The sequence below is a fragment of the Pseudomonas sp. ABFPK genome, from assembly GCF_001586765.1.
In the GTDB taxonomy this organism is placed as follows: domain Bacteria; phylum Pseudomonadota; class Gammaproteobacteria; order Pseudomonadales; family Pseudomonadaceae; genus Aquipseudomonas; species Aquipseudomonas asiatica.
Genome location: NZ_LQXW01000018.1, coordinates 59,850 through 86,068, shown reverse-complemented (window position 1 = coordinate 86,068; position 26,219 = coordinate 59,850). Strand labels below are relative to the sequence as shown.

The following is a 26,219-nucleotide window of genomic DNA, read 5'->3' as shown; positions in this document are numbered from 1 at the left end:
CGAAAGTTCGCAACATCACAAATATCGCATATCCGAATTCGCTGGGCTGTCCATCTGGACATTCTGGCAACAGAATTTCTTGACGACCATAGAGCATTGGAACCACCTGATCCCATCCCGAACTCAGTAGTGAAACGATGCATCGCCGATGGTAGTGTGGGGTTTCCCCATGTGAGAGTAGGTCATCGTCAAGATTCATTTCGCAAAACCCCTATCTGCACATGCAGGTAGGGGTTTTGTCTTTCTGGCAAATAAGCCCCAGACCTGTACAACGCTCCCACAGGGGCCCGCGTAGCTCCGAAAGCAATCATGAAATGTGCGTCATTTATGCCTGACGAATCACAGGTCAATGCTACGCTCGCGGAAATACTCAGCACGGATACCCATCATGGAAATGAACTGGCACCAGGCCTTGCAAGAGAGCCTGAGCTGGCTGGCAATCGCCTCGTTCATCAGCCTTGTCTGCTTCATAGCAGCCGCCACACTGGCCGTACGTTGTACGCGCTGGGGCAGCCAGTTCTGGCAGCTTGCCGGGCCCTATTTCAGTTTCAGGCGCAGTTGGCGACCGTTACTGGTATTCGCCCTGCTGCTGGTTCTGACGCTATTCTCGGTGCGTCTGAACGTGCTGTTCTCATTCTGGTACAACGGCTTCTACAGCGCCTTGCAGGGCCTTGACCAAGCCGCCTTCTGGTACCTGCTCGGTGTCTTTGCAGTATTGGCCACCATCCATGTGCTGCGTTCGCTGTTCACCTTCTATGTAAGCCAGGCGTTCAGCATCCAATGGCGAGTCTGGCTGACCGAGCGCCTGACCCACGACTGGATGCACGGCGATGCCTACTACCGTGGCCAGTTCCTCGCCGAGCCCGTGGACAACCCTGACCAACGTATCGAACTGGACGTCAACGCCTTTGTCAGCAACTCGGTGACCCTCGCCCTGGGCGCAGTCAGTGCGCTGGTTTCGCTGGTGGCGTTCACCGGCATCCTCTGGGGGCTGTCGGCGCCGCTGGCCGTTGCCGGTGTGGAGATTCCCCGGGCTATGGTGTTTGCGGTGTACCTTTACGTCATCGTCGCCACCTGGATCGCCTTCCGTCTCGGGCGGCCGCTGATCCGCCTGAACTTCCTCAACGAAAAGCTCACCGCCAACTTCCGTTACGCGCTGATGCGTCTGCGCGAAAATGCCGAGAACATCGCTTTCTACCAGGGCGCGCAGGTCGAGCGGGGCACGTTGCTGGGTCGCTTTGGTGCCTTGATCGTGAATGCCTGGGCGCTGGTGTTCCGGAACCTGAAATTCAGCGGTTTCAACCTGGGCGTGAGCCAGGTCGCAGTGGTGTTCCCCTTCATTCTGCAGGCACCGCGCTTCTTCAGCGGGGCGATCAAGCTGGGCGACGTCATGCAGACCTCCCAGGCTTTTGGCCAGGTGCAGGATTCGTTGTCGTTCTTCCGCGAGTCGTATGATGCGTTTGCCCAGTACCGGGCCACCCTCGATCGTCTGACCGGCTTCCTCGATGCCAATGAGCAGGCGAGCGCTTTGCCGCGCGTCATCACCGAGGACCAGGAGCATGCCTTGGCGATCAGCCGCCTGCAGGTGCTGCGCCCGGACGGGCATGCCCTTATCACCGACCTGGACCTTGATCTGCATGCCGGCCAGGCGCTGTTGATCAAGGGGCCGTCGGGCAGCGGTAAAACCACGCTGCTGCGTGCGCTGGCGGGACTCTGGCCGTACGCCGAGGGTGAGGTCAGGCGCCCGCTGGGCCACCAGGCGCTGTTCTTGTCGCAGCGGCCGTACCTGCCGCTGGGCGATCTGCGCACGGTCATCGCCTACCCGGTGGCCAGCAGACCTGAGGATGAAACGCGGATGCAGCAGGCCTTGCGCCAGGTCAACCTGGCCCACTTGGCCGAGCGACTGGAAGTCCGCTGTGACTGGTCACACATTCTCTCGGTTGGTGAGCAGCAGCGCCTCGCATTTGCCCGGGTGCTATTCAACCGGCCGCAAGTGGTGTTCCTTGACGAGTCCACTTCGGCCATGGACGAAGGGCTCGAGCATGCCCTGTATTCTCTGCTGCGTACGGAAATGCCGGGGGCATTGCTGGTCAGTGTCGGGCACCGCAGTACACTGGCAGGTTTCCATACCCACCGGCTGGAGGTGGATGGACATGGCGGCTGGTCGCTACTGGAGCAGCAGCCAGCGCTGGCCTAGTTTGGATTGCCGGTGATCGGGGCCGGCCTGAGCAATACGACCCCGATCAGGGTGCCGCCGGCACATGCTGCGCCAAGCAGGAATGTCGCCTTGAAGCCGACCCCGTCCCACAGCAGCCCGGCCACCACGCTGGCCACCAGCAGCGCCACGCCGGTCAGCAGGTTGAACAGGCCGAAGGCTGTACCGCGCAGCTCCGCGGGGGCGCTGTCGGCGATCATGGCGGCAAAGATGCCTTGGCTGAAGCCCAGGTGCAGGCCCCAGGCAGCCACCCCCATGGCCAGCCCGGTCCAGCCCGGCAGCAGGGCCAGCAGCAGGTCGGCGGCGACCAGCAGCCCCAGCCCGGTCATCAGCACGCCCCGGCGGCCTACGCGGTCCGATAGTACCCCCGCTGGGTAGGCTGACAACGAGTAGGCCAGGGCCATGAGCACCAGCACTGCCGGCGCCCACAGCGGCGCCAGGCCCATGTCCTGGGCGCGCAGCAGCAGAAACGCCTCGCTGAAGCGGGCGAGGGTGAACAGTGTGGCCAGGCCGATCAGCCGCCAGTAGGCCGGGCCCAGGCGGGCCAGCTCGTGCAGGGCCAGCGGTGAGCGCACCGGCCGGGTGGTGGCCGGCGTTTCAGGTTCGCGCACGAAGGCGATGAGGATGTACATCGCCACGAACGCCGGAAGCACCGCCACCCAGAACACCGTCTGGAAATGGCTCGCGGTCAGCCACATCAGCACGATCGCCAGCAACGGCCCAAGGAAGGCGCCCACGGTATCCAGCGCCTGGCGCAGGCCGAAGGCTGCACCACGAAGTTCTGCGGGCGTGACGTCGGCCACCAGTGCATCGCGCGGCGCCCCACGAATGCCTTTGCCGACCCGGTCGACGAAGCGTGCTGCGGTTAACCACCCCAGCCCGGAGGCCATGGGGAACACCGGCTTGGTCAACGCACCCAGGCCATAGCCCAGCACCGTAAGCAGCTTGCGCTTGCCCAGCCGGTCGCTGAGGGCGCCGGAAAACACCTTGGTGATCGAAGCGGTCGCTTCGGCAACACCTTCGATAAAGCCCACCGCCACTACCGAGGTGCCAAGCACGGTGACCATGTACAGCGGCAGCAGGGCGTGAATCATTTCCGAGGAAATGTCCATGAACATCGATACGAAGCCCAACGCCCAGACGCTGCGAGGGATCTTCGACAGGGACCTGGTGGCGTTCATGGCGTGGCTTTCTTCGTGGCTGCGCATCAGGAGGCTCGGCAGAGGGCTACGTTCGAAACTGTAGGAGCCGTCACGCAGGATGCAAATCGGACAGGTGTATGCAAGCATCAGCGCGAATAGCCGGGCTGCGCCGGCAACGCTGTCGTGTCAGCAAAGTTCCGTTACAAACATGTAAACTTCGTAAATAAGATTTAAACTCATTTGCGAATCTCTATATTTACCATCCCTGTTGGCCACCAAACTGTGTTTGCGAGGCCGGTGGGCGAGGGCTCCCGGTTTCCGACAGGGATGTGCCGTTTCGCTCATGAATCGCAGGAGATGTACCCATGCAGTGCAAGACTTCACCCAAAAGCCTGGCCCTGGCGTTTGTCGCGCTGGCGTCATCGGCCATGGTGGTCACCGCGGCCCAGGCCGAAGAACAGCGTACGGGTGAGGTGCTGGAGATGCCGGTCGCCGACAACGCGCTGGTGATCCAGGACACCCTGGTCACCGCCGAGCGCGAGGCACGCCAGGCCTTGGGTACGTCGATCATCACCGCCGAAGACATCAAGCGCCACCCGCCGGCCAATGACCTGTCCGACATCATCCGCCGCGAGCCCGGGGTCAACCTGACCGGCAACAGCGCCAGCGGCGCGCGTGGCAACAACCGGCAGATCGACCTGCGCGGCATGGGCCCGGAAAACACCCTGATCCTCATCGACGGCAAGCCATCCAGCGCACGCAATGCCGTGCGCTATGGCTGGAACGGCGACCGCGATACCCGCGGTGAAACCAACTGGGTACCGGCAGAAGCGGTCGAGCGCATCGAGATCCTGCGTGGCCCGGCGGCCGCACGTTACGGCTCCGGCGCAATGGGCGGGGTGGTCAATATCATCACCAAACGGCCCACCGATGAACTCAAGGGCAGCGTCAGCCTGTACACCCAGCTGCCGGAAGACAGCGCCGAGGGCGCCAGCCGCCGGGCCAACTTCAACCTGGGCGGCGGCCTGACCGACAACCTCGGCTTCCGCCTGTACGGCGGTCTGGCCAAGACCGATGCCGACGACCTGGACATCAACGCCGGGCATGCCACCAGTGCGCTGGTGGCGGGCCGCGAAGGCGTACGCAACAAGGACATCAATGGCCTGCTGAGCTGGAAGCTGAACGACGAGCACCGCCTCGAGGCCAGTGCCGGCTACAGCCGCCAGGGCAATATCTTTGCCGGCGACACCATGAACAGCAACGGCGGTGGTGACGTCGAGTTCGTGTCCAGCCTGTACGGCCACGAAACCAATGTGATGCAGCGCAGTACCTACGACCTGACCCACCTGGGCGATTTCACCTGGGGTACCAGCAAGACCGTGCTGGCCTACGAGTACGTGCGTAACTGGCGTCTAAACGAGGGCCTGGCAGGCCGTACCGAAGGTGCTCCCAATGCTGAAGGCGCCGCCATGTCGCGCCTGCGCAACACGCGCCTGAGCAGCGAAGTGAACCTGCCGTTCGCCATGGGCAGCGCCGAGCATGTGCTGACCCTGGGCGGCGAGTACCTGTACGAAACGCTCAATGATCAGGGCTCGCTGCGCCCACAAAGCTCGGACCCCACGGGGAATGACGGGCTCGTCGGTTTCGACCGCAGCAGCTCGAAAACGACCGCCCGCAGCTATGCGCTGTTCGTCGAGGACAACATCATTGTCGGCGACACCACCATTACCCCGGGCCTGCGTTTCGACCACCACGAAACCTTTGGCGACAACTTCAGCCCCAGCCTGAACCTGTCGCACAAGCTGACCGAAGCACTGTCGGTCAAAGGCGGTATCGCGCGCGCCTACAAGACCCCGAACCTGTACCAGTCCAACCCCAACTATTTGCTGTACAGCCGCGGCAATGGTTGCAGCGTGCAGCAGACCAACAACGGTGGCTGCTACCTGCAGGGCAACGCCGACCTCAAGCCCGAGATCAGCGTCAACAAGGAAATCGGCCTGATGTATGACCGGGGTACCTGGCGCACCAGTGCCACCTACTTTCGCAACGACTACAAGAACAAGATCGTCGGTGATACCGATGTGTTGTACACCATCGGCACCGGCAGCCGCGTGACCCAATGGGACAACGCCGGCAAGGCGCGGGTGGAGGGTATCGAAGGCAACCTGTTCATCGAGCTGACCCCGGCCCTGGACTGGAACACCAACCTGACCTGGATGCTCGACAACGACAACCGCGAGACCGGCGAGCCGCTGTCGGTGATCCCGGAATACACCGTCAACACCACCCTCGACTGGCGCGCCACCGAGAAGCTGTCGTTCCAGGTGGCGGGTACCTATTTCGGCAAGCAGAAGTCGCCGACCTTCAACGACCGCACCCAGCAAAGCTACGACAAGGCCGCGCAACAGGATGTGGAAGCCTACGGCCTGGTGGACGTGAGCGCCGGGTACAAGTTCAACGCCAACTACGACGTGCGGGTGGGGGTGAACAACGTGTTCGACAAGCAGATCCTGCGTGGTGGCAACGCCAGTACTTCGGGCGCCAATACCTATAACCAGCCAGGCAGGGCGGTGTTCGCTGCGCTGAATATCACCTTCTGACATCGGGGTGCTGTACGGCCCATTCACCGGCAAACCGGGAAACACTGGCGCAGGCGGTGCCATATTTGTTGCGGCAAAAAGTGCCGCAGCATGCTAAACCTTGCGCCTCAACCCGCCATGAGAAAATCCGGTGAAAGCCGTCCGCCTGACGCTGATCTGCCATGCCCTGACCCAAGCCCAGAAGTCCGGGCGACTGCACCATGCCGAAGACGGCATTCTTCCACTGGGCCAACAGCCTTTCGCCGACCTTGCCGGTGTGCCGGTGCTGACTGCACCAGAGCGGCGAGCCTGCGAGACAGCGGCGTGGTTTTCTGGGCCGGTGCAGGTCGAGCCGGCATTGGCCGATTGCGACCTGGGGCGTTGGCAAGGGCTGACACTGAAGCAACTGCAGGCCGAGCAATCGCAGGCGTTGACCGAATGGCTTCAGGACCCGGCCAGTGATGTTCACGGCGGCGAGTCGTTCGCCGTGCTTTGCCAGCGCATCGCCGCCTGGCTGGCGGCCTTCGACAGGCCTGGTGAATGGCTGGCAGTTACCCACCCGATGGTGATGCGCGCCGTGCTTGTACAAGTACTTGGCTGCCCGATGAGCGCCAGCCAGCGGGTCGACGTGTTGCCCCTGTCGCGTCTGGAGCTGAGCTTTACCGGGCAGTGGCGCCTGCGCCTGGGCTGAAGGTCAGAACGCCAGCTTGTAGCCAATCAGCAACAGCATCGCCGCCAGGCACGGGCGCAGCACGCGGTCGGAAATCCGCCCGGTGAGGTGGCTGCCCAGGTAGATGCCTGGCAGCGAGCCCAGCAGCAGGTAACCCAGCAGCGACCAGTCCATGTTGCCCATCCCCGCATGGCCCAGCCCTGCCACCAGGGTCAGCGGCACCGCGTGGGCGATTTCGGTACCGACCAGGCGGCGGGTGACCAGGAACGGGTACAGCAGGAACAGCGCCACGGTACCCAGTGCGCCAGCGCCGATGGAAGTAAGGGTGACCATCACCCCCAGCACCACGCCGGTAAGCACGGTAAGGGTATTCAGGCTGCGGTCGCTGAGGTGATAGTGGTCACCGGCATGGCGACTGGCGAAGGCCTGCAGACGCGATTTGAACAGGATGGCCAGCGCGGTCAGGATCAGGACCACCGCCAGGCCTTGCTTGATGACGGCGTTGAGCGCCGATGTGTCGGTGTGCAGGGTGCTGAGGAACCACAGGGTCAGCGCCGCGGCGGGCACGCTACCCAGGCTGAGCAGGCCGGTGATCTTCCAGTCGACGTTCTTGTTGCTCGCATGCACCCAGACGCCACTGGCCTTGGTGATGGCGGCATAGAGCAGGTCGGTACCGACGGCCGTTGCCGGGCTGATGCCGAACCACAACAGGATCGGGGTCATCAGCGAGCCGCCACCGACGCCGGTCATGCCGACGATGAAACCCACGACCAGGCCTGCAATGGTGAAACCGAAAGAACCTACATCCATACGCTACTCGACCGCCCAACTTTGCCCGTTATCGGATGCAGCCAGCATATAGATTTTTTTATAGCCAAATAGACTTGTTCGTTATTAGGTTATAACCAGGTGCTGCCTGCCAGGGCTCTATCAAGCCGGCTCCCACACCCACCGCATCAACCTCAAGACCTGTGCCTACCTGTGGGAGCTGGCTTGCCGGCGATAGGCCCTGGCAGGCAGCACCGGGTCAGCGATCAGTCATCACCACCATCACATGCGCATCTGCACCATCGTCACTTTCCGACAGGTAGATATGTCCCACCTGGCTGTCGAAATACGCCGTCTCCTGCGGCCCGATGCTCACCGCTTCCCCGGTTTCGAACTCGATACGAACGCGCCCGCTCAGTACCAGCGCGAACTCTTGGCCCGGGTGGCGGATAAAATCGTCGAACTCGCCACGTTCACGGGCAATGATGCGGGCATAGGCGGGTGTCATGCGCCGTTCAGGGAAGTCGCCGGCAATCGGGTGATAGTCATAGGTGCCGGTCGAGTAGCCAGCCGCCGCTGGCAGTGAATCGACCACCACCGTCACCGGCACTGGTGCGGTTACCGTGCCGCTGGCGCGCAACAGCTGGGCAATGTCGACGTTCAGCGCCCGGGCGGCGGCGGCGAGTTTTTCGTAGCTGACCGAGACCTGCGCCAGCTCCATCTTTGACAAGGTGGACAGCGGTACGCCACTGGCTTCGGACAATTGCTTGAGTGTCATCTGGCGCGCCTTGCGCACCTGGCGCAGGCGCTGGCCGACTACGGCACGGTCCAGCAAGGGTAGGGCAGCGGGCATTCGGGGGTCTCGGCATGCGGCGTTGGTCGGGCATCTTACCTTGGACTCTTGCGTATTCGTAAATTCTCATATATTAGAATTCTCATATGTGAAAATTCCCTGGCAGGAGCGTGCATGATCCCGATCTACGACACCCTCATCATCGGCGCGGGCATCGCTGGTGCATCCCTCGGTTATCGCCTGGCCGGCCGGCAGAAGGTGCTGCTGCTCGAGCGCGAGGCGCAGCCTGGCTACCATTCCACCGGGCGTTCGGCAGCCATGTTCATGGAGGCCTACGGCACTCCGCAGATACAGGCGCTGACCCGTGCCAGCCGGGCCTTCTACGAAGCACCACCGCAAGGGTTCTGCGAGCACCCGCTGCTGGAACCGCGCGGCTGCCTGTACGTCGCCAGCCTGGAACAGCGCACGCTGCTCGAGCAGACCCACGCACAGAACCTGGCCAACGGCACCGAAGTCAGCCTGCTCGACCGCGACGCAGCCCTGGCCCTGGTACCGAGCCTGCGTGCCGAGAACCTGGCCGGCGCGGTGCTTGAAGCGGGCGCAATGGACCTGGACGTACATGCCCTGCACCAGGGCTTCTTGCGCGGCTATCGCGCCGCTGGCGGTGAACTGCGCTGTAACGCCGAGCTGATCCAGGCCTGGTACCTGGATGACCTGTGGCAGGTGCAGCTGGGCGATGGCAGCCGGGTACAGACGCGCCAGCTGGTAAATGCCGCTGGCGCTTGGGCCGACCGAGTGGCTGAGCAGTGCGGGGTGGCGCGCATCGGCCTGCAACCCTGCCGGCGCAGTGCCTTCACTTTCCCAGGCCCGGCAGACAAGGATTTCGCCCGCTGGCCGGCGGTGGTCGGCGTAGACGAAAGCTTCTACTTCAAGCCCGACGCCGGCCAGCTGTTGGGGTCGCCGGCCAATGCCGACCCGGTCGAACCCCAGGACGCCGCGCCCGAGGAGCTCGACGTGGCTTTGGGCATCTACAACATCGAAGCCATGACCACCCTGTCGATCCGCCGCCCGAGCCACACCTGGGCCGGGCTGCGTTCGTTCGTCGCCGACGGCGACCTGGTGATCGGTTTCGATGTGCACGCGCCAGCGTTCTTCTGGCTGGCGGCACAAGGTGGCTATGGCATCCAGTCGGCTGCGGGCGCCTCGCGCCTGGCTGCCGACCTGCTGCTGGGCCTGCCCCTGTGTCCCGGCCTTGTCAGCCAGGGGGTGGTGCCCGAGCGCCTGTCCCCGGCCCGTTTCCAGCAACCCTGAAAGGAGCATCCCATGAGCAATGATATCCAGCGTTTCCCCAGCAGCCTGCCGTTCCCGTTCTCCCGTGCGGTGAAAGCCGGCGGCTTCCTGTTCCTTTCCGGCCAGGTGCCGATGAGTGCTGGCGGTGAAGTGGTGCGCGGCGACATCCAGACCCAGACCCGCGCCGCCTGCGAGCGTATCGCCGAAAGCCTGGCGGCCTGCGGCGCGCGTTTCGACCAGGTAGTCAAGGCCACGGTGTGGCTCTCGGACATGAGCCACTTCGGCGGCTTCAACGAGGTGTACAAGGAATTCTTCGGCGCAGCGCTACCGGTGCGCTCGACCGTGGCCTCGGCATTGGCGCTGGGGGTGGATGTGGAGATCGAAGTGCAGGCGTTCGTCGGCGACGCCTGAGCGCTTCTGTAGGAGCAGCCTTGCGCTGCGAAGAGGCCAGTAAAACCCATGCATTTGCAACAGTCATACCGGCCTCTTCGCAGCGCAAGGCTGCTCCTACAAAAAGTATGCGGTGGCAGTGAGACAACAACAATAAATCCAGAGGTTCACATGCAAGAGCAGCTGAAGATTGCCGGCGCGTTTGTCGGCGTGATCGTGGGGGCGGGGTTCGCTTCGGGGCGGGAACTGTTGTTGTTCTTTGTCGATTTCGGTGTGTGGGGGCTGGTCGGTGCGCTGGTCAGCGCAGCCTTGTTCACCTTCCTCGGCATGGCCCTGGCGGGGCTGGGCAATCGGCAGCAGGCCACTTCGCACAAGGATGTGATCCAGGCCATCTGCGGCCGTCACCTGGGCCTGTTCGTCGACTGGCTGATTACCTTTTTCATGTTTGCCGTCACCGTGGTCATGCTGGCCGGTGGTGGTGCCTTGCTGGAGCAGCAGTTCGGTATCCCGGCGTTGGCCGGCAGCGTGTTGGTGACGCTGGTCGTGGTGGGCATCGTGTGCCTGGATGTGCGCAGGGTGATCCTCGCCATTGGTGCCATCACGCCGTTACTGATCCTGGTGGCCTCGGCGATTGCGTTGTACGCCGTGTTCAGCCGGGAACAGAGCTTCGCCCAGCTCGACCAGCTGGCCAGCCAGCAACAGGCGGGCGCCCGTCACTGGCTGCTGGGGGCGTTCCTGTACGTGTCGTACAACATCGTTGCCGGCGCGCCGATCCTGGCCATCCTGGGTGGGTCGGCCAAGGGCGAGCGAACCGCTGTATGGGGTGGGTTGCTTGGTGGCGCAGCACTGGGTGGCCTGATGCTGGTGATGAGTGCCGGGCTGTTGTCGCGCCTGGACAGCGTGGCTGACCTGCCGATGCCGATGCTGTCGATCGCCAACGAAGTATCGCCACTGCTGGGGCTGGTGATGTGCCTGATTATCTTCGGCATGATCGTCAACACTGCGGTGGGTACGTTGTTCTCGTTTCTCTCGCGGCTGATGCCGGCGGGTACGGTGAGGTTTCGCTGGGGCTCGGTGGTGGCCGGCGTGGCGGCGTTCGGATGCAGCCTGGTGGGGTTCATCAGCCTGGTGGGTGAGGTGTACCCGCTGTTCGGCTACCTGGGTTTCGTGCTGATGGCGGCGGTGCTGCTGGCCTGGGTCCGGCGGAGCAAAGTGGTTAAAGCGGCGGTGGCGTAGGGGGCTGCTGCGCAGCCCGATCGCGACACAAGGCCGCTCCCACAAGGATCGCATGGCACCTGTGGGAGCGGCCTTGCGTCGCGATTGGGGCGCAGAGCGCCCCCCCTGGGCCATCAGATCCTGAAGCTGCCTACCAGCTGCTTCAGGCGCCCGGCCTGCTGGGCCAGTTGGTCACAATGGCGCAGGGTCTCGTTGAGGTTCTCCACCCCTTGCTGGTTCAGGGCGTTGATCTGGGTGATGTCCAGGTTGAGGCTCTCGACCACGGCGGTCTGTTCTTCGGTAGCGGTAGCCACCGACTGGTTCATGCCATCGATCTCGCCAATACGCTGGGTCACGCTGGCCAGGCGCTCGCCGGCCTGGTTGGCCACCTGCACGGTCTGCTCGCTGGAAACCTGGCTGGTGTTCATGGTGTGCACCGCTTCGCGCGAGCCTACCTGCAGGCTGGTGATCATGCGGTGGATTTCTTCCGCCGATTCCTGGGTGCGGTGCGCCAGGTTGCGTACCTCGTCGGCCACCACGGCAAAGCCACGGCCGGCCTCACCGGCACGCGCCGCTTCGATGGCGGCGTTCAGCGCCAGCAGGTTGGTCTGCTGCGAGATGCCCTTGATCACGTCGAGGATCTTGCCGATTTCGTCAGTGCTGGCGTTGAGTGTTTCGATTTGCGCGCAGGACTCGCTGATGCGCTGCGACAGGGCGGTCATGGCGCTGATCGCTTCTTCGACCACTTCACGGCCACCGTGGGCCTGCTCGCTGGCACCGCTGGCATGCTGCGAGGCATCGGCGGCGTTGCGGGCGATCTCCTGGGTGGCAGCACCCAGCTCGTTGATCGCTGCGGCCACGCTGTTGGTGCGCATGCTTTGCTCTTCGGAACCGATGATCGACGCATTGGAGGCATTGACCACCTTCTCCGACAGGTCGTGCACCAGGCGGGTTGCCGAGGACACTTCGCTGATCGAGGCATGAATGCGCTCGACGAAGCGGTTGAACGAAGTGGCCAGTTCGCCGAACTCGTCCTTGTTCTGCACGGTCAGGCGGCGGGTAAGGTCACCTTCGCCCTCGGCGATGTCGCGCATGGCGCGGCCCATGGTGGTCAGCGGGCTCATCAGTATCGGGATCAGCAGGCCGAGCAGGCCGGCGATGGCAGCCACCGCAATCAGCATCGCGATGATCGCCGAGGTGCGGAACTGGCTGAGCGCAGCGTAGGCCTTGTCCTTGTCGATCGACAGGCCGATGTACCACTGTGCCGAAGGCAGGCCGGCCACCGGGGCGAAGGAAATGATGCGGTCCTGGCCATTGAGGGTGACATCCTGCATGCCGGCGGCGACTCGCAGGTTGCTGCCGGGGTAGATGTCCTTGAGGTTCTTCATCACCTGGTCTTTGTCGGGGCTGACGATCACCTGGCCATTGCTGTCGGCCAGGAAGGCGTGGCCGATGCCGCCGAAATCGACCGAGTTGATGATCTCGACCAGGGTGTCGAGGGTGACGTCACCGCCGACCACGCCGATCAGCTCGCCATTGTTCTTGCTTTTCACTGGCGTGGCGATGGTTACCATCAGGCCGCCGACAGCCCCCTGGTACGGGGCAGTCAGCACGGTCTGCCCGGCGCTGGCCGCGGCGCCGTACCACGGGCGCTGACGTGGGTCGTAACCGGCGGGCATCTGCGCATTGGGGCGTTGGGTGAACGCACCGGTGGCCTGGCCCAGGTAAGTGAACAGGAAATTACGCGTATAGGATGGCTGCTCGATCAGTCCTTCCAGGGTATCGCCAGCGCCTTGCTGGGCGATGTCCTGGGCCAGGTTTTCCAGCACCAGGATGCGCCCGCTCATCCAGTTCTGCACACTACTGGCGGTCAGTGCGCCCGACTGCTGCACCGAAGCTTCGATGTTCTGGCGGATGGTATTGCGTTGCAGGTAGTCGTTGTAGAGCGTGAACAGGGCAAATGCCAGGACCACGACACCGCAGGCGCTGAGCAGGATCTTGTGGCGAAATTTCAGGTTCATGTTTCGAGACCTTGGGCCAATGAGGGGAGGGCGCAGCGCGCTCATGACGCATTGCGGAACCTATCGTTCGGGATATCGGCTCAAGGGTTAAAAGATTGAAGTGCTTACAGAAATTTCTTACGGTCATTTCGACGGACGGCATTCACTGGCTACACAACTGCTCGATCAACAGGCGTGCAGCCTGCTGCAACGGTTGTTGTTTGCGCCAGAAGATGTGTACCGGCAACTGCAGCTCGTTGCGGGTGTTGCGAAAATCCAGGCGCACCAGGCGCCCGCTGGCCAGCAGTGGCGCGACCCTCGACAGCGGCAAGTCGCCCCAGCCCAGGCCGGCCTCGACCATCTGCAGGGCGAGGTCGAAGCTGTCGGTTGACCAGTGCGTGGCGCCTATCAACGGGCGTGGGTCTGTCAGCGGAAGATCATGGCTACGCACCAGGATCTGGCGCACTCGGGTCAGGTCTTCGAGGTAGTGGATACGCCCCTCGCGCAAGGCCGGGTGAGCGGGGGACAGTGTGGCCACCAGCGATTCCATGCCGATGTGCTGGAAGCCGCGACGGGCATCGACCTGCAACCCGGCAAAAGCCACGCAGAGGTCGGCGCGGCCACTGTCCAGCAGGTGTACGGCCTCTTCCTGTGGGGCGCTGAGCAGGGCGATGTCCAGCAGCGGGTGCCGCTCACCCAGGTGAGCGATGGCCGCCAGCAGCGGGCGGTGGTCGATGTCCGGCACCACGGCCAGGGTCAGGCTGCTCTCCAGCCCCTGGGAAAGTTCCAGGGCATGCACCTGCAGCAGCCCCAGTTGTTCGGCGATCAACCGGGCATGAGGTTCCAGCGCCTTGGCCTCGGCGGAGGGGCGGACTTCCCGTGGGCCGCGCTCGAACAGGGTGTAGCCCAGTTCTGCCTCGAGGTTGCCGATGGCCATGCTCACGGCCGAAGGCACCCGCTGCAGGGCCCGCGCAGCGGCGGAAAACGAACCGCGGTCGAGCACGGCGAGAAACAGCTGGATATTGTCGCTGGAAAAGTTCATGGCAGCCTCCTGTCAGAAGATCTGACAGCTGCTGACTTTTGCTGTCAAGCACGATGAAGCATGATCGCGCCCCATCGCTTTGTCATTTGAGGTAATCCCGGGTGCAGAGACTCAAACGCAAACTCGTCTACGTGACTTTCTATGAACTGATCGGGCTGTGCATGTCGACCCTCGGGCTGGCCTACCTGTCGGACACCCAGGCATCGCATACCGGGCCTCTGGCGGTGATGATCACTACCATCGCCATGCTCTGGAACCTGATCTACAACACCCTGTTCGAGTGGTGGGAAAGCCGCCAGGCCACGCGCGGGCGCAGTGTGGCACGGCGGGTGGCGCATGCCATCGGCTTCCAGCTGACCCTGGTGGTGTACCTGATCCCGCTGATTGCCTGGTGGCTGGACATGACATTGCTGGAGGCGTTGCTGGTGGACATGGCGTTCATCGTGCTGGTGCCGTGCTACACCTTTGCCTACAACTGGGCGTTCGACCGGATCTTTGGCTTGCCCAGCTCAGCCTTGGCAGCAGCCTGATTCAACCTGTTCCGGCCTCTTCGCAGCACAAGGCTGCTCCTACAGCGACCGCACAACCTTCAGGCGGGAGCTGCGAAAAGGCCGACACAGTCAACCACTAAGGCGGCAGGCGAATGATCAAAGGCTCCTGCTGCTGCTTCACCTGCTGCTCAACCGGTTGTTCCTCCGTCCTCGGTGCACTGGCCAGCAAGCTGTCCTCGACCTGCCCCGAAAGGTAGTACACCCCCGACATGGCCCCGCTCTGGCGGTTCTCCATCAGCTCCTGCCATTCCTGGTTCAGCGCCACGTTGAGGATCACCCGCAACTGCTCGACCATCTGCGGGTGTTCGCGGTCATGGGTCATGACCCCATAGCCGGCCGCCGCAATCGAAATCATCGCCCCCGCCACTTTGCCCACTGCCGACGCCACGGCACTGGCGATGCCGCGCGGAGCCAGGGTGGCGCCGAGCTTTTCGCTGGCCTGGTTGGCCACCGAGTTCAGCCCGACATCGGTCTTGCCCGGGCCTTTGCTGGCCTGCTGGTGCAGATGCTGGCGCATGGCTTGCCAGGCAGGTTGCTGGGCCAGCGACTTGGCCCGCAGCAGCTGGTAAAGGCTGGCATTGCGCGCATCCGGTGGCCCCAGGGCGATGGCGGGAATGCGGTTGAGGCGTTGGCTGAACTGCTCGGGGGGAGCGTTGTATCGGCTGATGATGGCCGGCAGCTGCTGGCCGAGCAGTTGCAGGTACAGCTCGCTGGCGCGGTCGCGAATGCCTTCGGGGTTGATCTGCTCGGCCACCGGTTCGATCACCCGCTTGTGGTACTGCTCCTGCAGGTACAGCGCCAGGCGCTTTTCCGCCGGCTCCCGGCCTTCACCGCTGTCGATCTTGTACCAGGCCACCTTGAGGGTCAGCCACTGCTGGGTCCAGTAGCCGGTAAACCAAGGGATGAAGTCGCTTTCGGTACGCTGCTGTACCTGTTCCTTCCACACCCGCATGGAACGGCGTGCATAGTCGTTGGCCGAGCTGCCGGCGCCGACCGAGGCTTCGATCAGTTCCTGGTCGATGCGTTGCCAGACGGCGGGGGTGAGCACCACCGGTGGTGGTGGGACAGGTGGGGGCTTGCCTGCGCAGCCGGCCAGGGCCAGCAGCAGGCACAGCAGCAGGAGGACTCGAGTGCTCACGCAACCGCCTCCCTGATAGAGGCTGGGGTGGTTCTCGGAGTATAGGGTGGGGTTGAGAGAGCTGCCGTGCAGCCCATCGACGCGGTTCGTCGCCACGACAAGCCAGCTCCCACAGGGGCCGCGATGACCTCAAGAACAGCGCGAAACCAGTGGGAGCTGGCTTGCCGGCGATGGGGCGCGCAGCGTCCCCATTTACTCCAGGTCGAGCTTTTCTTCCAGGCGGTCGAGGTGCTTGTGCATCAGCCCCAGCGCCGCCTCGGCATCGCCATGCTCCACGGCATCGATGATCGCCGCATGTTCCTCCCACGCGCAGTGGTCGCAGCAAGGCGACTCGTAACGGGCGATGATCAGCGAGGTCATCGGCACCAGCCCATTGAGAAACCGCGCCAGTGGCGCATTGGCAGCCACCTGCGCCAGTTTCAGGTGAAACTCGCCGCCCAGGCGGATCGCCGCACAACGCTCGCCGTTTTCATGGTGCTGGCGCTCGCGCGCCACCAGTTGCCGCAGCTGGCGAATCTGTACCGGCCGGGCGCGTTGCGCGGCCAGGGTGATCAGCGTGGTTTCGGCCAGACGCCGGGCGCTGAGCACCTGGCGTGCCTGCTCCGGGTCGGGCACGGCCAGATGCGCAGTGTGGCTGGGGCGTTGCACCACCACCTGCTGGTCGGACAGGCGCCCGAGCACACGGCGGATCACTGTACGGCTGACACCAAAGGCATGGCCCAGCGCCTGTTCGGGCAACAGGCTGCCAGGTGGCAAGCGCTGTTCGAGGATGGCATCGAACAGCCGCGGGTAGATCTGCTCGGCCGACAGGCGGGTTTCGCCGGCCGCGAGCAGGGCCGGCAAGTGAGGGGCGGCGTTCATGGTCGCTCTCCTGGGGTCATGGATGCGGGTGTTCGTCCGGGATGTTCAACGGGATGCCCATGCGCAACCCTTCGGCCAGGATGTGCTGGCGCATCTGGGCACTGGCCTGGGCGCTGCTGCGCTCACGTATGGCGCGCACCACCGCTTCGTTTTCCTTCAGCCGCGCGGCCAGGTGCTCTGGCGAATTGCGCAGCATGTCAGCGCTTTGCTTGAGGGCATTGCCGGTCTGTTGCACCACGCTCTGGAAGATCGGGTTGGTGGTCAGGGCGAACAGCGCTTCATGAAAGGCGATGTAGGCCCTGACGCCGGCTTCGCTGTCATCGGCCTCCAGCGCTTCACGCATGTCCATCAGGGTAAGGCGCAGCTGGCCGATGTCCTGGCTGTTGGCCGACTGCGCCACCAGGCCGACGATGAAAGGCTCAAGGGTGTAGCGCAGCTCCAGCACGTCGGCCAGGCTGGCTGCGGCGCTGGTGTCCAGGCCCGGTTCCTGGGTGGCGGCATCGACATCCAGTACCAGCACACCCTTGCCTGGCAGCGAACGCACCAGGCCCAGGGTTTCCAGCACGGTCACCGCTTCGCGCAGGCTGGGGCGGCTGATGCCCAGTTGTTCGGCCAGTTCGCGCTGGCCTGGCAGCATGTCGCCGGTACGCCATTGGCCTCGGGCCAGGGCCTGGCGCAGTTTTTCCACCACTGAGTTGACGACGGTAGATGAGCTGATCACGGTTCGCTCCTGGAAGGGCCGGCATCAGTGCCGGCCACGTTCGCTCAGAATTCCTGTTGATGGGGGTTGGGCTGCTTGCGTGGCGTGGGGGCGAAGCCGGGTTTGCCGTCGAGCACGTTGTGCGCGCGTTCCAGGTCGATGTCCTTCTCCCAGCGGGCGATGGCCACGGTGGCCACGCAGTTGCCGATCAGGTTGGTCAGCGCCCGGCCGATGCCCATGAACCAGTCCACCGCCAGTACCAGTACCAGGCCGACCACCGGGATCGCCGGCACGGCGGTCAGGGTAGCGGCAAGGATCACCAGCGCCGAGCCTGGGATGCCGTGAGCGCCCTTGGAAGTCACCAGCGACACCAGCAGGATGGTCAGCAGGTCGGTCATTGCCAGTGGCGTGCCGGTGGCGTTGGCAATGAACACGATGGCCAGGGTCAGGTAGATGGAGAAGCCATCGAGGTTGAACGAATAACCGGTGGGGATCACCAGGCCGACGGTGGAGCTGCCGATGCCCAGATGCTCGAGCTTGCGCATGATCTGTGGCAGTACGGCGTCGGACGAGGCGGTGCCCAGCACGATGGTCAGTTCTTCACGCAGGTACTTGATCAGCGGCAGCAGCTTCAGCCCCGACAGGCGCATGACCGTGCCCAGCACGATCAGTACAAAGCCGGCACAGGTCAGGTAGAACAGCGCCACCAACCCGCCCAGGTGCTGCAGCGATTCCAGGCCGTACTTGCTGGTGGTGAAGGCGATGGCGCCGAACACGCCGATCGGTGCCAGGCGCACGATCATGCCCATGATGCGGAAGATCACGTGGCTCAGTTCGTTGATCAGCCGCGAGATGCCGGCTGCCGAGTCACCCACCAGGTTCAGCGCGCTACCAAACAGTACCGAGAACAGCAGCACCTGGAGGATGTTGTTGTCGGCAAAGGCGCCGATCACCGAGGTGGGGATCAGGTCCATGAAGAACGCCGTGGCACCGTGGATGTGCTGGCCGCGCTCGGCCAGGCTGCTGGCGTCGGCGCTGGACAGTTGGTCCAGGTGGATGTTGGCGCCGCTGCCGATGCCGCTGGTGAAGGCGAACACCAGGCCGATCACCAGCGCCAGGGTGGTCAGTATCTCGAAGTAGATCACCGACTTCAGGCCGATGCGCCCGACCTTTTTCAGGTCACCGGCGCCCGAGATACCGCTGACCACCACGCAGAACACGATCAGGCCGATGAGCATCTTGATCAGCTTGATGAAGCCGTCGCCAAGGGGTTTGAGTTGCAGGGAAAGGTCGGGGAAGCTGAGACCGCAGGCGATGCCGAGGGCAAGGCCGAGCACGACTTGAAGGAAGATCGAACGCGAGCACCATTTGAGCATGGGAGGGATCTCTGATCGGTGTCCTTGCTTCGGTAGCCGCACGGGGCGAAAGAGCGCAGGACTTAATTATTGTGGTCTTACCGGTTTGTTCAGCGCGAAGCCATGAAAGCGCGAAAAATCCGACATTGCAAGGTTTTTTGGCCTTACCGGTCTGACCAGTTGTGGGGCAATCCAGCGTCTCTGGCTCTAATTCGGTGCATCTGGTTGGGTCGAGCCGCAGTGCGGCCGTTCACAGGTGAATCGCAGCGGGGAACCGCGTGCGCACATGAATCAGATCAGGCTTTGGCCAGTGCCTCGTGCAACATTGCAATCAGCTTGCCAAGCGCCATGCCGACCTCGATATTTTCGATAACGCCATGATTCGTAAGGTTTATTTGCATTCCTTGGCTGACCTCGTAGAATCCGCGCCCGACCGGGAAGTCACCAAAGGGTCGATTGCAGGGGTTCATCCTGATAATCGCCTCGCAAGCAGGCTCCCGGCGTTTGAATGAATGGAGTCTCATAGTGCGTCTCAACCTTCCGGTCACCCCGGTAGAGCAACGTTTTCCCCCCGATCAGCGATTGATTTCTGCTACCGACACCAGCAGCCTGATCACCTACTGCAACCCCGAATTCGCCGCCATCAGCGGTTACAGCGAGGCAGAGCTGATCGGCAGCCCACACAACCTGGTACGCCACCCGGACATGCCGCCGGCGGTGTACCAGTTGATGTGGAATTACCTGAAGGCCGGCAAGAGCTGGATGGGCATCGTCAAGAACCGCTGCCGCAACGGCGATTACTATTGGGTCAACGCCTACGTCACGCCTATTCTCGAAGCCGGGCGGGTGGTGGGCTATGAATCGGTACGGGTGTGCCCGACGCGTGAGCAGGTGGCCCGTGCCGAGGCCCTGTATGCACGCATGCGCAACGGTCAGGCTGTTTTGCCCTGGTCACGGCGCGCGACCATGCTGGCGCATGACCTGGCGGTACCGCTCGTGGGCGGGGGGCTGGCTTTGGGGGCCAACAAACTGTGGCCCGGCCTGGTCGCGCAGGGGCTGACCCTGGGGCTGTTCCTGGCCTATGGCCTGTTGGCACGCAATGCCGTTGGGCGGCAGATGGAGCGCGTAGTGCAGGGCGCAGGCGGCACCTTCGCCGACCCGATCGCCGCCTTGACCTACAGCGACCTGCCCGGTGCTGGCGGACAACTGCAATTGATGCTGATCAGCGAGGAGGCGCGGCTGAAAACCGCGCTGACCCGGTTAAGTGACCTGGCGGCCCAGATGGCCGTGGCTGCACATGATGCCGGGGCGTTGTCGCGCAGCACCGAGGCGGCATTGCTGGAGCAGCGTGCGGAAACCGACCTGAGCGCCACTGCCATGAACCAGATGGCCGCTTCCATCGGTGAGGTTGCCAACCATGTGCAACTGACTGCTGCCGAAGCCCACACTGCGCACCTACTGGCCGAGCAGGGCAGCCTGGTGGCCGACGCCAGCGGAACTGCAATCCGCACCTTGGCCGGTACCGTAGCCCAGATCAACCAGGCGGTCAGCCACCTGGCTGGTCAGACCGGTGCTATCGCCGAAGCCACCGGGATGATCCGCGGCATCGCCGAGCAGACCAACCTGCTGGCGCTAAATGCCGCCATCGAGGCGGCCCGTGCCGGTGAGCAAGGCCGTGGCTTTGCCGTGGTCGCCGATGAAGTGCGGGCACTGGCCGACAAGACCCGGCAGTCGACACTGCACATCCAGGCTATCATCGATGCTCTGCGCAGTGGCGCAGAAGAGGCCGTGGCGATTGCCAGCCAGGGCATCGACGGTGCCGAGCAGGGCGTTGCCCAGGTGCAGGAAGCGCGGCAGGCGTTGCATGGCATTCGTGATGCGGTGCAGCGCATCAGTGACATGAGCCAGCAGATGGCTACGGCTTCGCAGCAGCAGTCGGCCGTCGCCGAAGACGTCTCGAGGCAGATCAATGGTGTGGCCGGCATAGCCCAGCACAGCGCACACAGCGCCAACGCCGCAGCCTCTCGCGGCGCCGAACTGGAAGAGGTGTGCGCCGGACTGCGTGCCCTTGTGGAGCGCTTCAACCGTTAAGGCAGGATGCTTTATGGATGACAACTATCGTGCAGCCGTTGACGCGGCTGCGATCTTTTCCGAAACCGACCTGCGTGGAACCATCACTTACGTCAACCAGCAGTTCTGCAGCATCTCGGGCTACAGCCGCGAGGAGCTGCTAGGCGCCAACCACCGCATCCTCAATTCCGGCCTACACGAGCCGGAGTTCTTCGTCGGCATGTGGCGGGCGCTGGCCGCCGGCCGGGTGTGGAAGGGCGAGATCTGCAACCGCGCCAGGGACGGCTCGCTGTACTGGGTCGACAGCACCATGGTGCCACTGGTCGACCCGCTCACCGGAGAGGTGCGCAAGTACGTGTCGATCCGTTTCGACGTCACCGAGAAGCGCCAGCTGCTGCATACCTTGCAATGGCGTGTGGGCCATGACGTGCTAACCGGCCTGCCCAACCGCGCTTACCTGTCCGACCTGCTGAACCAGGCCCTGGCCTACTCGCGCCGTGAAGACATTCCGCTGGCTGTGTGCATGCTCGACCTGGATGGCTTCAAGGCAGTCAACGACGGCTACGGGCATGCCATGGGCGACCTGCTGTTAGTCGAGGTGGCGCAGCGGCTGAAGCACATCCTGCGCGATGGCGACGCAGTGGCCCGGTTGTCGGGGGACGAATTCGTGCTGATCCTGCGCAACGTCGAAGACCGCCAGTTGCATGCTGCGCTGCGCCGAGTGCTGCGGGCACTGGCGGCGCCCTATGTGGTACGCGAGCAGCGCCTGTCGCTCAGCGCCAGTATCGGCGTGACCCTGTACCCGCAGGACGACGAAGACGCCGACACCTTGGTGCGCCATGCCGACCAGGCCATGTATGTGGCCAAGCAGCGTGGACGCAACCGCTATCACCTGTTCGATGTGTCACAGGAACAGGAACTCAAGGCTACCCACCAGACCGTGGCGCGGGTGCGCCGGGCCCTGCACAACGGCGAGCTGTGCCTGTATTACCAGCCCAAGGTCAACCTGCGCAGCGGCCAGGTGCTGGGCTTCGAGGGCTTGCTGCGCTGGCAGCGGCCAGGCCGCGGGCTGGTGCCGCCTGGTGATTTCCTGCCGGCGGTGGAGCAGACCGACCTGATCGTGGAAATCGGCGAATGGGTGCTCGACCAGGCGCTGAACCAGTTGCAGGCATGGCAACGTCAGGGGCAGCCCTGGTCACTGAGCGTGAACATCGCCGCGCGGCATTTGCAGCGTGGTGACTTTGTCGAGCGCCTGCAGCAGTTGCTGGCGGCGCACCCGGAGGTGGACCCGGCGCGGCTGGACCTGGAAATCGTCGAGTCGGTGGCCATCGATAACCTGCAGCATGTCAGCTGCTGTCTCGATGCCTGCCGCGCACTGGGTGTGCGCTTCTCCCTGGACGACTTTGGCACTGGCTATTCGTCGCTGAGCTACCTGAAGCGCTTGCCGACACAGACGATCAAGATCGATCAGTCATTCGTGCGCGACATCCTGCATGACCAGGACGACCTGGCGCTGACCGAAGCGGTGATCGGCCTGGCCCGGGCGTTTGGCCGCGAGGTGATTGCCGAAGGGCTGGAGAGTGTCGAGCACGGCCGCGTGCTGATGGGCCTGGGCTGCGAACTGGCACAGGGTTACTGCATCGCCCGGCCGATGCCGGCCAGTGCGGTGCAAGCCTGGGCGCAGGCCTACCGGCAGCCGGTGCAATGGCGTGACCCTTGATGCCGCGTCAGCGGGCCATTGGCTTGACCTCGGCCAGCACCGGGTGGGCCACCAGCTTGTCGATGTGCAGGGCGTCGTCGTTCATCCAGCTTTCGCTGAGCAGCCGGTAGTGTTCCATGTCGCGGCAACGCAGGCGCAGGCTGTAGTCGAAGTGGCCGCTGATCAGCTGGCACTCGTGCACTTCCGGGCAGTTGCGCAGGGTGGCTTCGAAGGCCTTCTGCGCGGCCCGCCCGCTTTGGTTGGACAGGGCGACCAGCACCAGCAGCGACACCCCGGGCGCGACCTTCTGCAGGTCGATGATCGCCCCGTAGCCGCGGATCACGCCACGGCGCTCCAGCTTGCGTACACGCTCCAGGCAGGGGCGCGGGGTGAGGTGGACGAGGCTGGAGAGTTTTTCGAAAGTGATGCGGCCGTCATGGCGCAGGATGTCGATGATCGTTTCGTCGATGCGGTCGAGGGGGTGGGCGTTGGCGTCCTTGGTGTCCATGCGCTTGGGCTTCTTTCAGAAGAGGGCATGGGACAGGTTAGGCGGTAAAGGGGGACGCTGCGCGGCCCCAGCATCTATCAGGCGCAGACAGAACCAGCCTTGGGCACCGCCCGCAACTCCACCACCTGCGGCTGCAACAGCCCATACAAATCCTTCGGATCTTCCAACACCGGCACCAGCCCGATGTCCGTGCCGATACCCAGTGCCTGCGCTGTGTCCAGCACATAGCGCAATGCCGAGTAATCCTCCAGGGCAAACCCTACCGAGTCGAACAGCGTCACCTGTTCGGTGCGCTCACGCCCCTTGGCTTCCCCGGCGACCACACGCCAGAACTCGGTCACTGGCGAGTCTGCAGGCATCTGCTGGATCTCGCCTTCCACCCGGCTTTGCGGTTCGTACTCGACGATCACCCGGGCCCGCTCGACAATCGCCCGATGCAGCTCGGTCTTGCCCGGGCAGTCACCACCCACGGCATTGAGGTGCATGCCCGGCTCGATCATCTCCGGGGTGAGGATGGTGGCGCAAGCCTTGTCGGCGGTTACCGTGGTGACGATATCGGCCCCGCGCACCGCTTCGGCCACGGAGCTGGCGATGCTCAGCTTGAGGCCGGGGCGGTTGGCCAGGTTGGCGACCAGCTTGGCCGAGGCAGCCGGGTCGATGTCATACAGGCGGATTTCATCGATGCCCAGCAGGGCATTGAAGGCGATGGCCTGGAACTCGCTCTGCGAGCCATTGCCGATCAATGCCATGCTGCGGCTGTCTTCGCGCGCCAGGTAGCGGGCGGCCAGGGCCGAGGTGGCGGCGGTGCGAATGGCGGTGGTCAGGGTCATTTCGCTGAGCAGCAACGGTGCACCGGTATCGACGCTGGCCAGGGCGCCAAAGGCCATCACCGTGGGCAGGCCATGGCGAGTGTTCTTCGGATGGCCGTTGACGTACTTGAAGGCGTAGCGGCTGGCGTCCGAGATTGGCATCAGCTCGATCACGCCGTCCGCTGAATGGTTGGCCACCCGGGCGCATTTTTCGAAGGCGGGCCAGCGCAGGTAGTCCTGGCGGATGTACTCGGCCATTTCCAGCAGGCACGTGGGCAGGCCTTTGCGGTTGACCAGGCGGGCCAGGTCTTGCACATCGATATAACGGGTCATGAGGGGTCTCCCTGCGGTCGACGCTTCCAGAGTGGGCTCTGGTTTCATTGTGCGGCGGGTAGGGAGGCAAAGCTGGCTGTAATGGGCTGTGGCGGCAGCGGCTTTGGCTGATTTCGCTGCGCTGGCAGCCGAATCGGCTGTGGCTGGGCCGGCCCTATCGCCGGTAAGCCGGCTCCCACAGGGTCCCTGCTAATTCAATGAGTTATGTGCAGTTCTATGAGAGCTGGCTTGCCGGCGATGAGGCCAGTACAGGCCAGGGCAATCATCGCTCACGCAGCCGCTTGTACAGCGTGGTGCGGCTGATCCCGAGCCCGCGCGCCACCGCTGAGAGGTTGCCATTGGCTTGTTCCACCAGCTCGCGCAGGTCCGCCTCTTCGGGCGCAATCGGCACAGGCACCTGCGCCTCGGCGAGAAAACCCGCAGGCAGGTGTTCCAGGCCAACCGGATCATTACCCGCCAAGGCCAGCGCCACCTGCAGCACACTCACCAGTTCACGCATGTTCCCTGGCCAGGGGTGCCGGTCAAGCAGCTCGATAATGGCCGCAGGCAGCCGCGCAGGCTGCCCGGGGTCACGGTAGCGCGCATGCACCTGCTCGATCAGCTGCCGGCGGTCATTGCGCTCGCGCAGCGGCGGCAACACCACCGCCAGCCCGGCGATGCGGTAATACAAGTCCTGGCGAAAGCGCCCGGCGCGCACTTCTTCGGCCAGGTCGCGGTTGCTCGCCGACACCACGCGAATATCCACCGCCACCGGTTCGCCGCTGCCCAATGGCTGGATGCTGCGCGTCTGCAGCACGCGCAGCAGGCGGGCCTGGGTGGGCAATGGCATGTCGCCGATTTCGTCGAGGAACAGGATGCCGTGGTGGGCCTTGCGAATTAGCCCCGGGTTGCCCTTCTGATGGGCGCCGGTGAACGCGCCCTTGTCGTAGCCGAACAGTTCCGACTCCACCAGCTCGGCCGGGATCGCCGCGCAGTTGACGGCTATGAGCGGCTGGCTGGCGCGGCTGCTGGCCCGGTGCAGGGTATCGACGAATACCTCCTTGCCTACGCCGGTTTCGCCCTGCACCAGGACCGGGATGTCCTTTTCCAGCAGCAGGCCGGCCTGCGCCAGGGCTTTCTCCAGGCGTGGCTCGGCGCTGTTGGCGGCAGCGCGGGCGGGGGCCCCGCGCGGCGGCTGCCACTGGCAATGGAAGCGGTTGCGCCCGGTGGCTTGCAGGGCAAAGGGCTGTTGCCGGGGATGGCTGAGCAGTTGTTGCAGGGGCAACTGGAACAGTTGCTCGATGTTCTGCTGCAGCGGGTTGCCCCCGAGCAGGGTGTCGGCCCGGTGATTGGCGGCCAGCACCTGCCCCTGCTCATCGAACACCAGCAGGCCGGCCCAGGGGCTGTCGAGGTTGTCGGAGGCGCTGTTGAAGATCAATTGCGCATGCTGGTCGGCATGCTCGGCGAGGATCAGGCGGTTCTCCAGGCTCTGACCCATCATGCGTACCAGGCCCAAGGTCTGGCTGGCGGGCAGGTAGCCGTCGCTGGCCACATCGAGCACCCCGACCAGCTGCCGTTCGGCGTCGAACAGTGGCGCGGCGGCGCTGGACATATAGCGGTTCTGGCGCAGGAAGTGCTCGTCCTGGCCCACGTGGATCGCCTCGGCGCAGACCAGCGCGGTGCCCAGCGCATTGGTGCCGACACCGCGCTCGTGCCAGTGGGCCCCGGCGCTGAAACCATGCTGCTGGCGCGGCTCGATGAACCGCCGCGAGCCCCAGCTGTCGAGCAGGCAGCCGCTGGCATCGGCCAGCATCACCAGGTAGCTGGCATTGCCCAGCAGGTGGGCATATTGCGGCAGCACCGCTTCGCGGGTCAGGCGCAGCAGGGCCTGGCGCCGCTCCAGCAGGGCGCTCAGCTCGGCGCGGGTCAGGCAGTCGAAGTCCGGGGCGTGCTGGGGTTGCAGGCCGTGGTCGCGGCAGCGGGCCCAGGAGGCCTGGATCAGTTGGGCATGGGGCGAAGCGGATGCGGCCATGGGCCTGTCCTGTGTGATTGTTGTCATGGGGCCGACCGCTGTTCAGTGTCGTGCACGGTTGTTCAATGTCAAACCGGCAA

The 26,219-nt window shown here is 64.1% G+C and carries 22 protein-coding genes, 1 rRNA gene and 2 pseudogenes; 11 read left to right on the top strand and 14 right to left on the bottom strand.

Going from position 1 to position 26,219, the window contains the following annotated elements; translation table 11 throughout:
• Positions 1 to 78 precede the first annotated feature (78 nt).
• Positions 79 to 194: ribosomal RNA gene (gene rrf, locus WM94_RS13930) — 5S ribosomal RNA — on the top strand.
• Between the two features lie 194 nt (positions 195 to 388).
• A complete protein-coding gene (locus WM94_RS13925) occupies positions 389 to 2,197 on the top strand; it encodes an ABC transporter ATP-binding protein/permease (RefSeq protein ID WP_061551439.1) in 1,809 nt (602 codons plus the stop codon).
• Here the strand turns inward: WM94_RS13925 and WM94_RS13920 are convergent.
• Positions 2,194 to 3,423, bottom strand: a complete 1,230-nt coding sequence (locus WM94_RS13920) for an MFS transporter (RefSeq protein WP_061551442.1) — start codon at positions 3,421 to 3,423, stop codon at positions 2,194 to 2,196. The two genes, WM94_RS13925 and WM94_RS13920, sit on opposite strands and share 4 nt — an antisense overlap.
• 299 nt (positions 3,424 to 3,722) lie before the next feature.
• On the opposite strand from WM94_RS13920, the gene WM94_RS13915 reads away from it, so the two are divergent.
• Positions 3,723 to 5,957, top strand: coding sequence for a TonB-dependent siderophore receptor (locus WM94_RS13915; RefSeq protein WP_061551438.1), 2,235 nt, complete (start codon positions 3,723 to 3,725; stop codon positions 5,955 to 5,957).
• A 130-nt stretch (positions 5,958 to 6,087) separates the two neighbouring features.
• Positions 6,088 to 6,627 carry a histidine phosphatase family protein gene (locus WM94_RS13910; RefSeq protein ID WP_061551437.1) on the top strand — a complete coding sequence of 180 codons (540 nt, stop codon included), beginning with the start codon at positions 6,088 to 6,090 and terminating at the stop codon, positions 6,625 to 6,627.
• A gap of 3 nt (positions 6,628 to 6,630) precedes the next feature.
• Here WM94_RS13910 and WM94_RS13905 read toward each other — a convergent pair whose 3' ends face one another.
• Both WM94_RS13905 and WM94_RS13900 read right to left on the bottom strand, forming a co-directional pair.
• Positions 6,631 to 7,416, bottom strand: a complete 786-nt coding sequence (locus WM94_RS13905) for a sulfite exporter TauE/SafE family protein (RefSeq protein ID WP_061551436.1) — start codon at positions 7,414 to 7,416, stop codon at positions 6,631 to 6,633.
• A 217-nt stretch (positions 7,417 to 7,633) separates the two neighbouring features.
• Positions 7,634 to 8,227, bottom strand: coding sequence for a helix-turn-helix domain-containing protein (locus WM94_RS13900; protein ID WP_039614291.1), 594 nt, complete (start codon positions 8,225 to 8,227; stop codon positions 7,634 to 7,636).
• Positions 8,228 to 8,341: 114 nt separating this feature from the next.
• Here WM94_RS13900 and WM94_RS13895 point away from each other — a divergent pair, with 114 nt between their 5' ends.
• From WM94_RS13895 to WM94_RS13885, 3 genes are all read left to right on the top strand, one after another.
• Complete coding sequence (locus tag WM94_RS13895; protein ID WP_061551435.1) at positions 8,342 to 9,478, top strand: FAD-binding oxidoreductase; 1,137 nt, start codon at positions 8,342 to 8,344, stop codon at positions 9,476 to 9,478.
• 12 nt (positions 9,479 to 9,490) lie between these two features.
• Entirely contained in the window at positions 9,491 to 9,868 is a 378-nt protein-coding gene (locus WM94_RS13890; protein WP_061551434.1) for a RidA family protein, read from the top strand.
• A gap of 150 nt (positions 9,869 to 10,018) precedes the next feature.
• The gene (locus WM94_RS13885) at positions 10,019 to 11,083 is read left to right on the top strand and encodes a hypothetical protein (RefSeq protein WP_061551433.1); all 1,065 of its coding nucleotides are present in this window, start codon (positions 10,019 to 10,021) and stop codon (positions 11,081 to 11,083) included.
• 113 nt (positions 11,084 to 11,196) lie between these two features.
• Here WM94_RS13885 and WM94_RS31120 read toward each other — a convergent pair whose 3' ends face one another.
• The 3 genes and pseudogenes from WM94_RS31120 to WM94_RS13875 form a co-directional block, all read right to left on the bottom strand.
• Positions 11,197 to 11,937, bottom strand: coding sequence for a methyl-accepting chemotaxis protein (locus WM94_RS31120; RefSeq protein ID WP_370290711.1), 741 nt, complete (start codon positions 11,935 to 11,937; stop codon positions 11,197 to 11,199).
• Between the two features lie 114 nt (positions 11,938 to 12,051).
• A pseudogene (gene mcpA, locus WM94_RS31115) lies at positions 12,052 to 13,083 on the bottom strand (methyl-accepting chemotaxis protein McpA); the annotation flags it as partial.
• A gap of 142 nt (positions 13,084 to 13,225) precedes the next feature.
• A complete protein-coding gene (locus WM94_RS13875) occupies positions 13,226 to 14,104 on the bottom strand; it encodes a LysR family transcriptional regulator (RefSeq protein WP_061551432.1) in 879 nt (292 codons plus the stop codon).
• 101 nt (positions 14,105 to 14,205) lie between these two features.
• On the opposite strand from WM94_RS13875, the gene WM94_RS13870 reads away from it, so the two are divergent.
• Positions 14,206 to 14,634, top strand: a complete 429-nt coding sequence (locus tag WM94_RS13870; RefSeq protein WP_061551431.1) for a PACE efflux transporter — start codon at positions 14,206 to 14,208, stop codon at positions 14,632 to 14,634.
• Positions 14,635 to 14,731: 97 nt separating this feature from the next.
• Here the strand turns inward: WM94_RS13870 and WM94_RS13865 are convergent, their stop codons facing one another.
• From WM94_RS13865 to WM94_RS13845, 5 genes are all read right to left on the bottom strand, one after another.
• Complete coding sequence (locus WM94_RS13865) at positions 14,732 to 15,793, bottom strand: hypothetical protein (RefSeq protein ID WP_061551430.1); 1,062 nt, start codon at positions 15,791 to 15,793, stop codon at positions 14,732 to 14,734.
• A gap of 192 nt (positions 15,794 to 15,985) precedes the next feature.
• Entirely contained in the window at positions 15,986 to 16,654 is a 669-nt protein-coding gene (locus tag WM94_RS13860) for a GntR family transcriptional regulator (protein ID WP_015269681.1), read from the bottom strand.
• Between the two features lie 16 nt (positions 16,655 to 16,670).
• Complete coding sequence (locus WM94_RS13855) at positions 16,671 to 17,375, bottom strand: FadR/GntR family transcriptional regulator (protein WP_015269682.1); 705 nt, start codon at positions 17,373 to 17,375, stop codon at positions 16,671 to 16,673.
• 44 nt (positions 17,376 to 17,419) lie between these two features.
• Positions 17,420 to 18,730 carry a C4-dicarboxylate transporter DctA gene (locus WM94_RS13850; protein WP_013971866.1) on the bottom strand — a complete coding sequence of 437 codons (1,311 nt, stop codon included), beginning with the start codon at positions 18,728 to 18,730 and terminating at the stop codon, positions 17,420 to 17,422.
• A gap of 275 nt (positions 18,731 to 19,005) precedes the next feature.
• On the bottom strand, positions 19,006 to 19,179 hold the full coding sequence (locus WM94_RS13845) for a hypothetical protein (RefSeq protein ID WP_156485969.1): 174 nt from the start codon (positions 19,177 to 19,179) through the stop codon (positions 19,006 to 19,008).
• Positions 19,180 to 19,234: 55 nt separating this feature from the next.
• On the opposite strand from WM94_RS13845, the pseudogene WM94_RS31110 reads away from it, so the two are divergent.
• The 3 genes and pseudogenes from WM94_RS31110 to WM94_RS13835 form a co-directional block, all read left to right on the top strand.
• Positions 19,235 to 19,516, top strand: a pseudogene (locus tag WM94_RS31110) (PAS domain-containing protein); the annotation flags it as partial.
• A gap of 114 nt (positions 19,517 to 19,630) precedes the next feature.
• The gene (locus WM94_RS13840) at positions 19,631 to 20,800 is read left to right on the top strand and encodes a methyl-accepting chemotaxis protein (protein WP_371264024.1); all 1,170 of its coding nucleotides are present in this window, start codon (positions 19,631 to 19,633) and stop codon (positions 20,798 to 20,800) included.
• A gap of 13 nt (positions 20,801 to 20,813) precedes the next feature.
• The gene (locus WM94_RS13835; RefSeq protein WP_061551427.1) at positions 20,814 to 22,499 is read left to right on the top strand and encodes a bifunctional diguanylate cyclase/phosphodiesterase; all 1,686 of its coding nucleotides are present in this window, start codon (positions 20,814 to 20,816) and stop codon (positions 22,497 to 22,499) included.
• Positions 22,500 to 22,506: 7 nt separating this feature from the next.
• Here the strand turns inward: WM94_RS13835 and WM94_RS13830 are convergent, their stop codons facing one another.
• The 3 genes from WM94_RS13830 to WM94_RS13820 all read right to left on the bottom strand — a co-directional run bounded on the left by WM94_RS13830 (position 22,507) and on the right by WM94_RS13820 (position 26,139).
• A complete protein-coding gene (locus WM94_RS13830; protein WP_061551426.1) occupies positions 22,507 to 22,986 on the bottom strand; it encodes an Lrp/AsnC family transcriptional regulator in 480 nt (159 codons plus the stop codon).
• A 77-nt stretch (positions 22,987 to 23,063) separates the two neighbouring features.
• Complete coding sequence (locus WM94_RS13825; protein ID WP_061551425.1) at positions 23,064 to 24,128, bottom strand: ornithine cyclodeaminase; 1,065 nt, start codon at positions 24,126 to 24,128, stop codon at positions 23,064 to 23,066.
• A gap of 262 nt (positions 24,129 to 24,390) precedes the next feature.
• Positions 24,391 to 26,139 (bottom strand): sigma-54-dependent Fis family transcriptional regulator, encoded by a 1,749-nt coding sequence (locus tag WM94_RS13820; RefSeq protein ID WP_061551424.1) that lies wholly within the window; start codon positions 26,137 to 26,139, stop codon positions 24,391 to 24,393.
• Between the last annotated feature and the right edge of the window lie 80 nt (positions 26,140 to 26,219).

What these genes read in the sequence shown, in the direction of transcription:
- WM94_RS13925 (WP_061551439.1), top strand. Translation starts at nt 389, where the DNA reads ATGGAAATGAACTGGCACCAGGCCTTGCAAGAGAGCCTGAGCTGGCTG.
- WM94_RS13920 (WP_061551442.1), bottom strand. Translation starts at nt 3,423, where the DNA reads ATGCGCAGCCACGAAGAAAGCCACGCCATGAACGCCACCAGGTCCCTG.
- WM94_RS13915 (WP_061551438.1), top strand. Translation starts at nt 3,723, where the DNA reads ATGCAGTGCAAGACTTCACCCAAAAGCCTGGCCCTGGCGTTTGTCGCG.
- WM94_RS13905 (WP_061551436.1), bottom strand. Translation starts at nt 7,416, where the DNA reads ATGGATGTAGGTTCTTTCGGTTTCACCATTGCAGGCCTGGTCGTGGGT.
- WM94_RS13900 (WP_039614291.1), bottom strand. Translation starts at nt 8,227, where the DNA reads ATGCCCGCTGCCCTACCCTTGCTGGACCGTGCCGTAGTCGGCCAGCGC.
- WM94_RS13895 (WP_061551435.1), top strand. Translation starts at nt 8,342, where the DNA reads ATGATCCCGATCTACGACACCCTCATCATCGGCGCGGGCATCGCTGGT.
- WM94_RS13890 (WP_061551434.1), top strand. Translation starts at nt 9,491, where the DNA reads ATGAGCAATGATATCCAGCGTTTCCCCAGCAGCCTGCCGTTCCCGTTC.
- WM94_RS13885 (WP_061551433.1), top strand. Translation starts at nt 10,019, where the DNA reads ATGCAAGAGCAGCTGAAGATTGCCGGCGCGTTTGTCGGCGTGATCGTG.
- WM94_RS31120 (WP_370290711.1), bottom strand. Translation starts at nt 11,937, where the DNA reads ATGCGCACCAACAGCGTGGCCGCAGCGATCAACGAGCTGGGTGCTGCC.
- WM94_RS13875 (WP_061551432.1), bottom strand. Translation starts at nt 14,104, where the DNA reads ATGAACTTTTCCAGCGACAATATCCAGCTGTTTCTCGCCGTGCTCGAC.
- WM94_RS13860 (WP_015269681.1), bottom strand. Translation starts at nt 16,654, where the DNA reads ATGAACGCCGCCCCTCACTTGCCGGCCCTGCTCGCGGCCGGCGAAACC.
- WM94_RS13850 (WP_013971866.1), bottom strand. Translation starts at nt 18,730, where the DNA reads ATGCTCAAATGGTGCTCGCGTTCGATCTTCCTTCAAGTCGTGCTCGGC.
- WM94_RS13845 (WP_156485969.1), bottom strand. Translation starts at nt 19,179, where the DNA reads ATGAACCCCTGCAATCGACCCTTTGGTGACTTCCCGGTCGGGCGCGGA.
- WM94_RS13840 (WP_371264024.1), top strand. Translation starts at nt 19,631, where the DNA reads ATGCGCAACGGTCAGGCTGTTTTGCCCTGGTCACGGCGCGCGACCATG.
- WM94_RS13835 (WP_061551427.1), top strand. Translation starts at nt 20,814, where the DNA reads ATGGATGACAACTATCGTGCAGCCGTTGACGCGGCTGCGATCTTTTCC.
- WM94_RS13830 (WP_061551426.1), bottom strand. Translation starts at nt 22,986, where the DNA reads ATGGACACCAAGGACGCCAACGCCCACCCCCTCGACCGCATCGACGAA.
- WM94_RS13825 (WP_061551425.1), bottom strand. Translation starts at nt 24,128, where the DNA reads ATGACCCGTTATATCGATGTGCAAGACCTGGCCCGCCTGGTCAACCGC.
- WM94_RS13820 (WP_061551424.1), bottom strand. Translation starts at nt 26,139, where the DNA reads ATGGCCGCATCCGCTTCGCCCCATGCCCAACTGATCCAGGCCTCCTGG.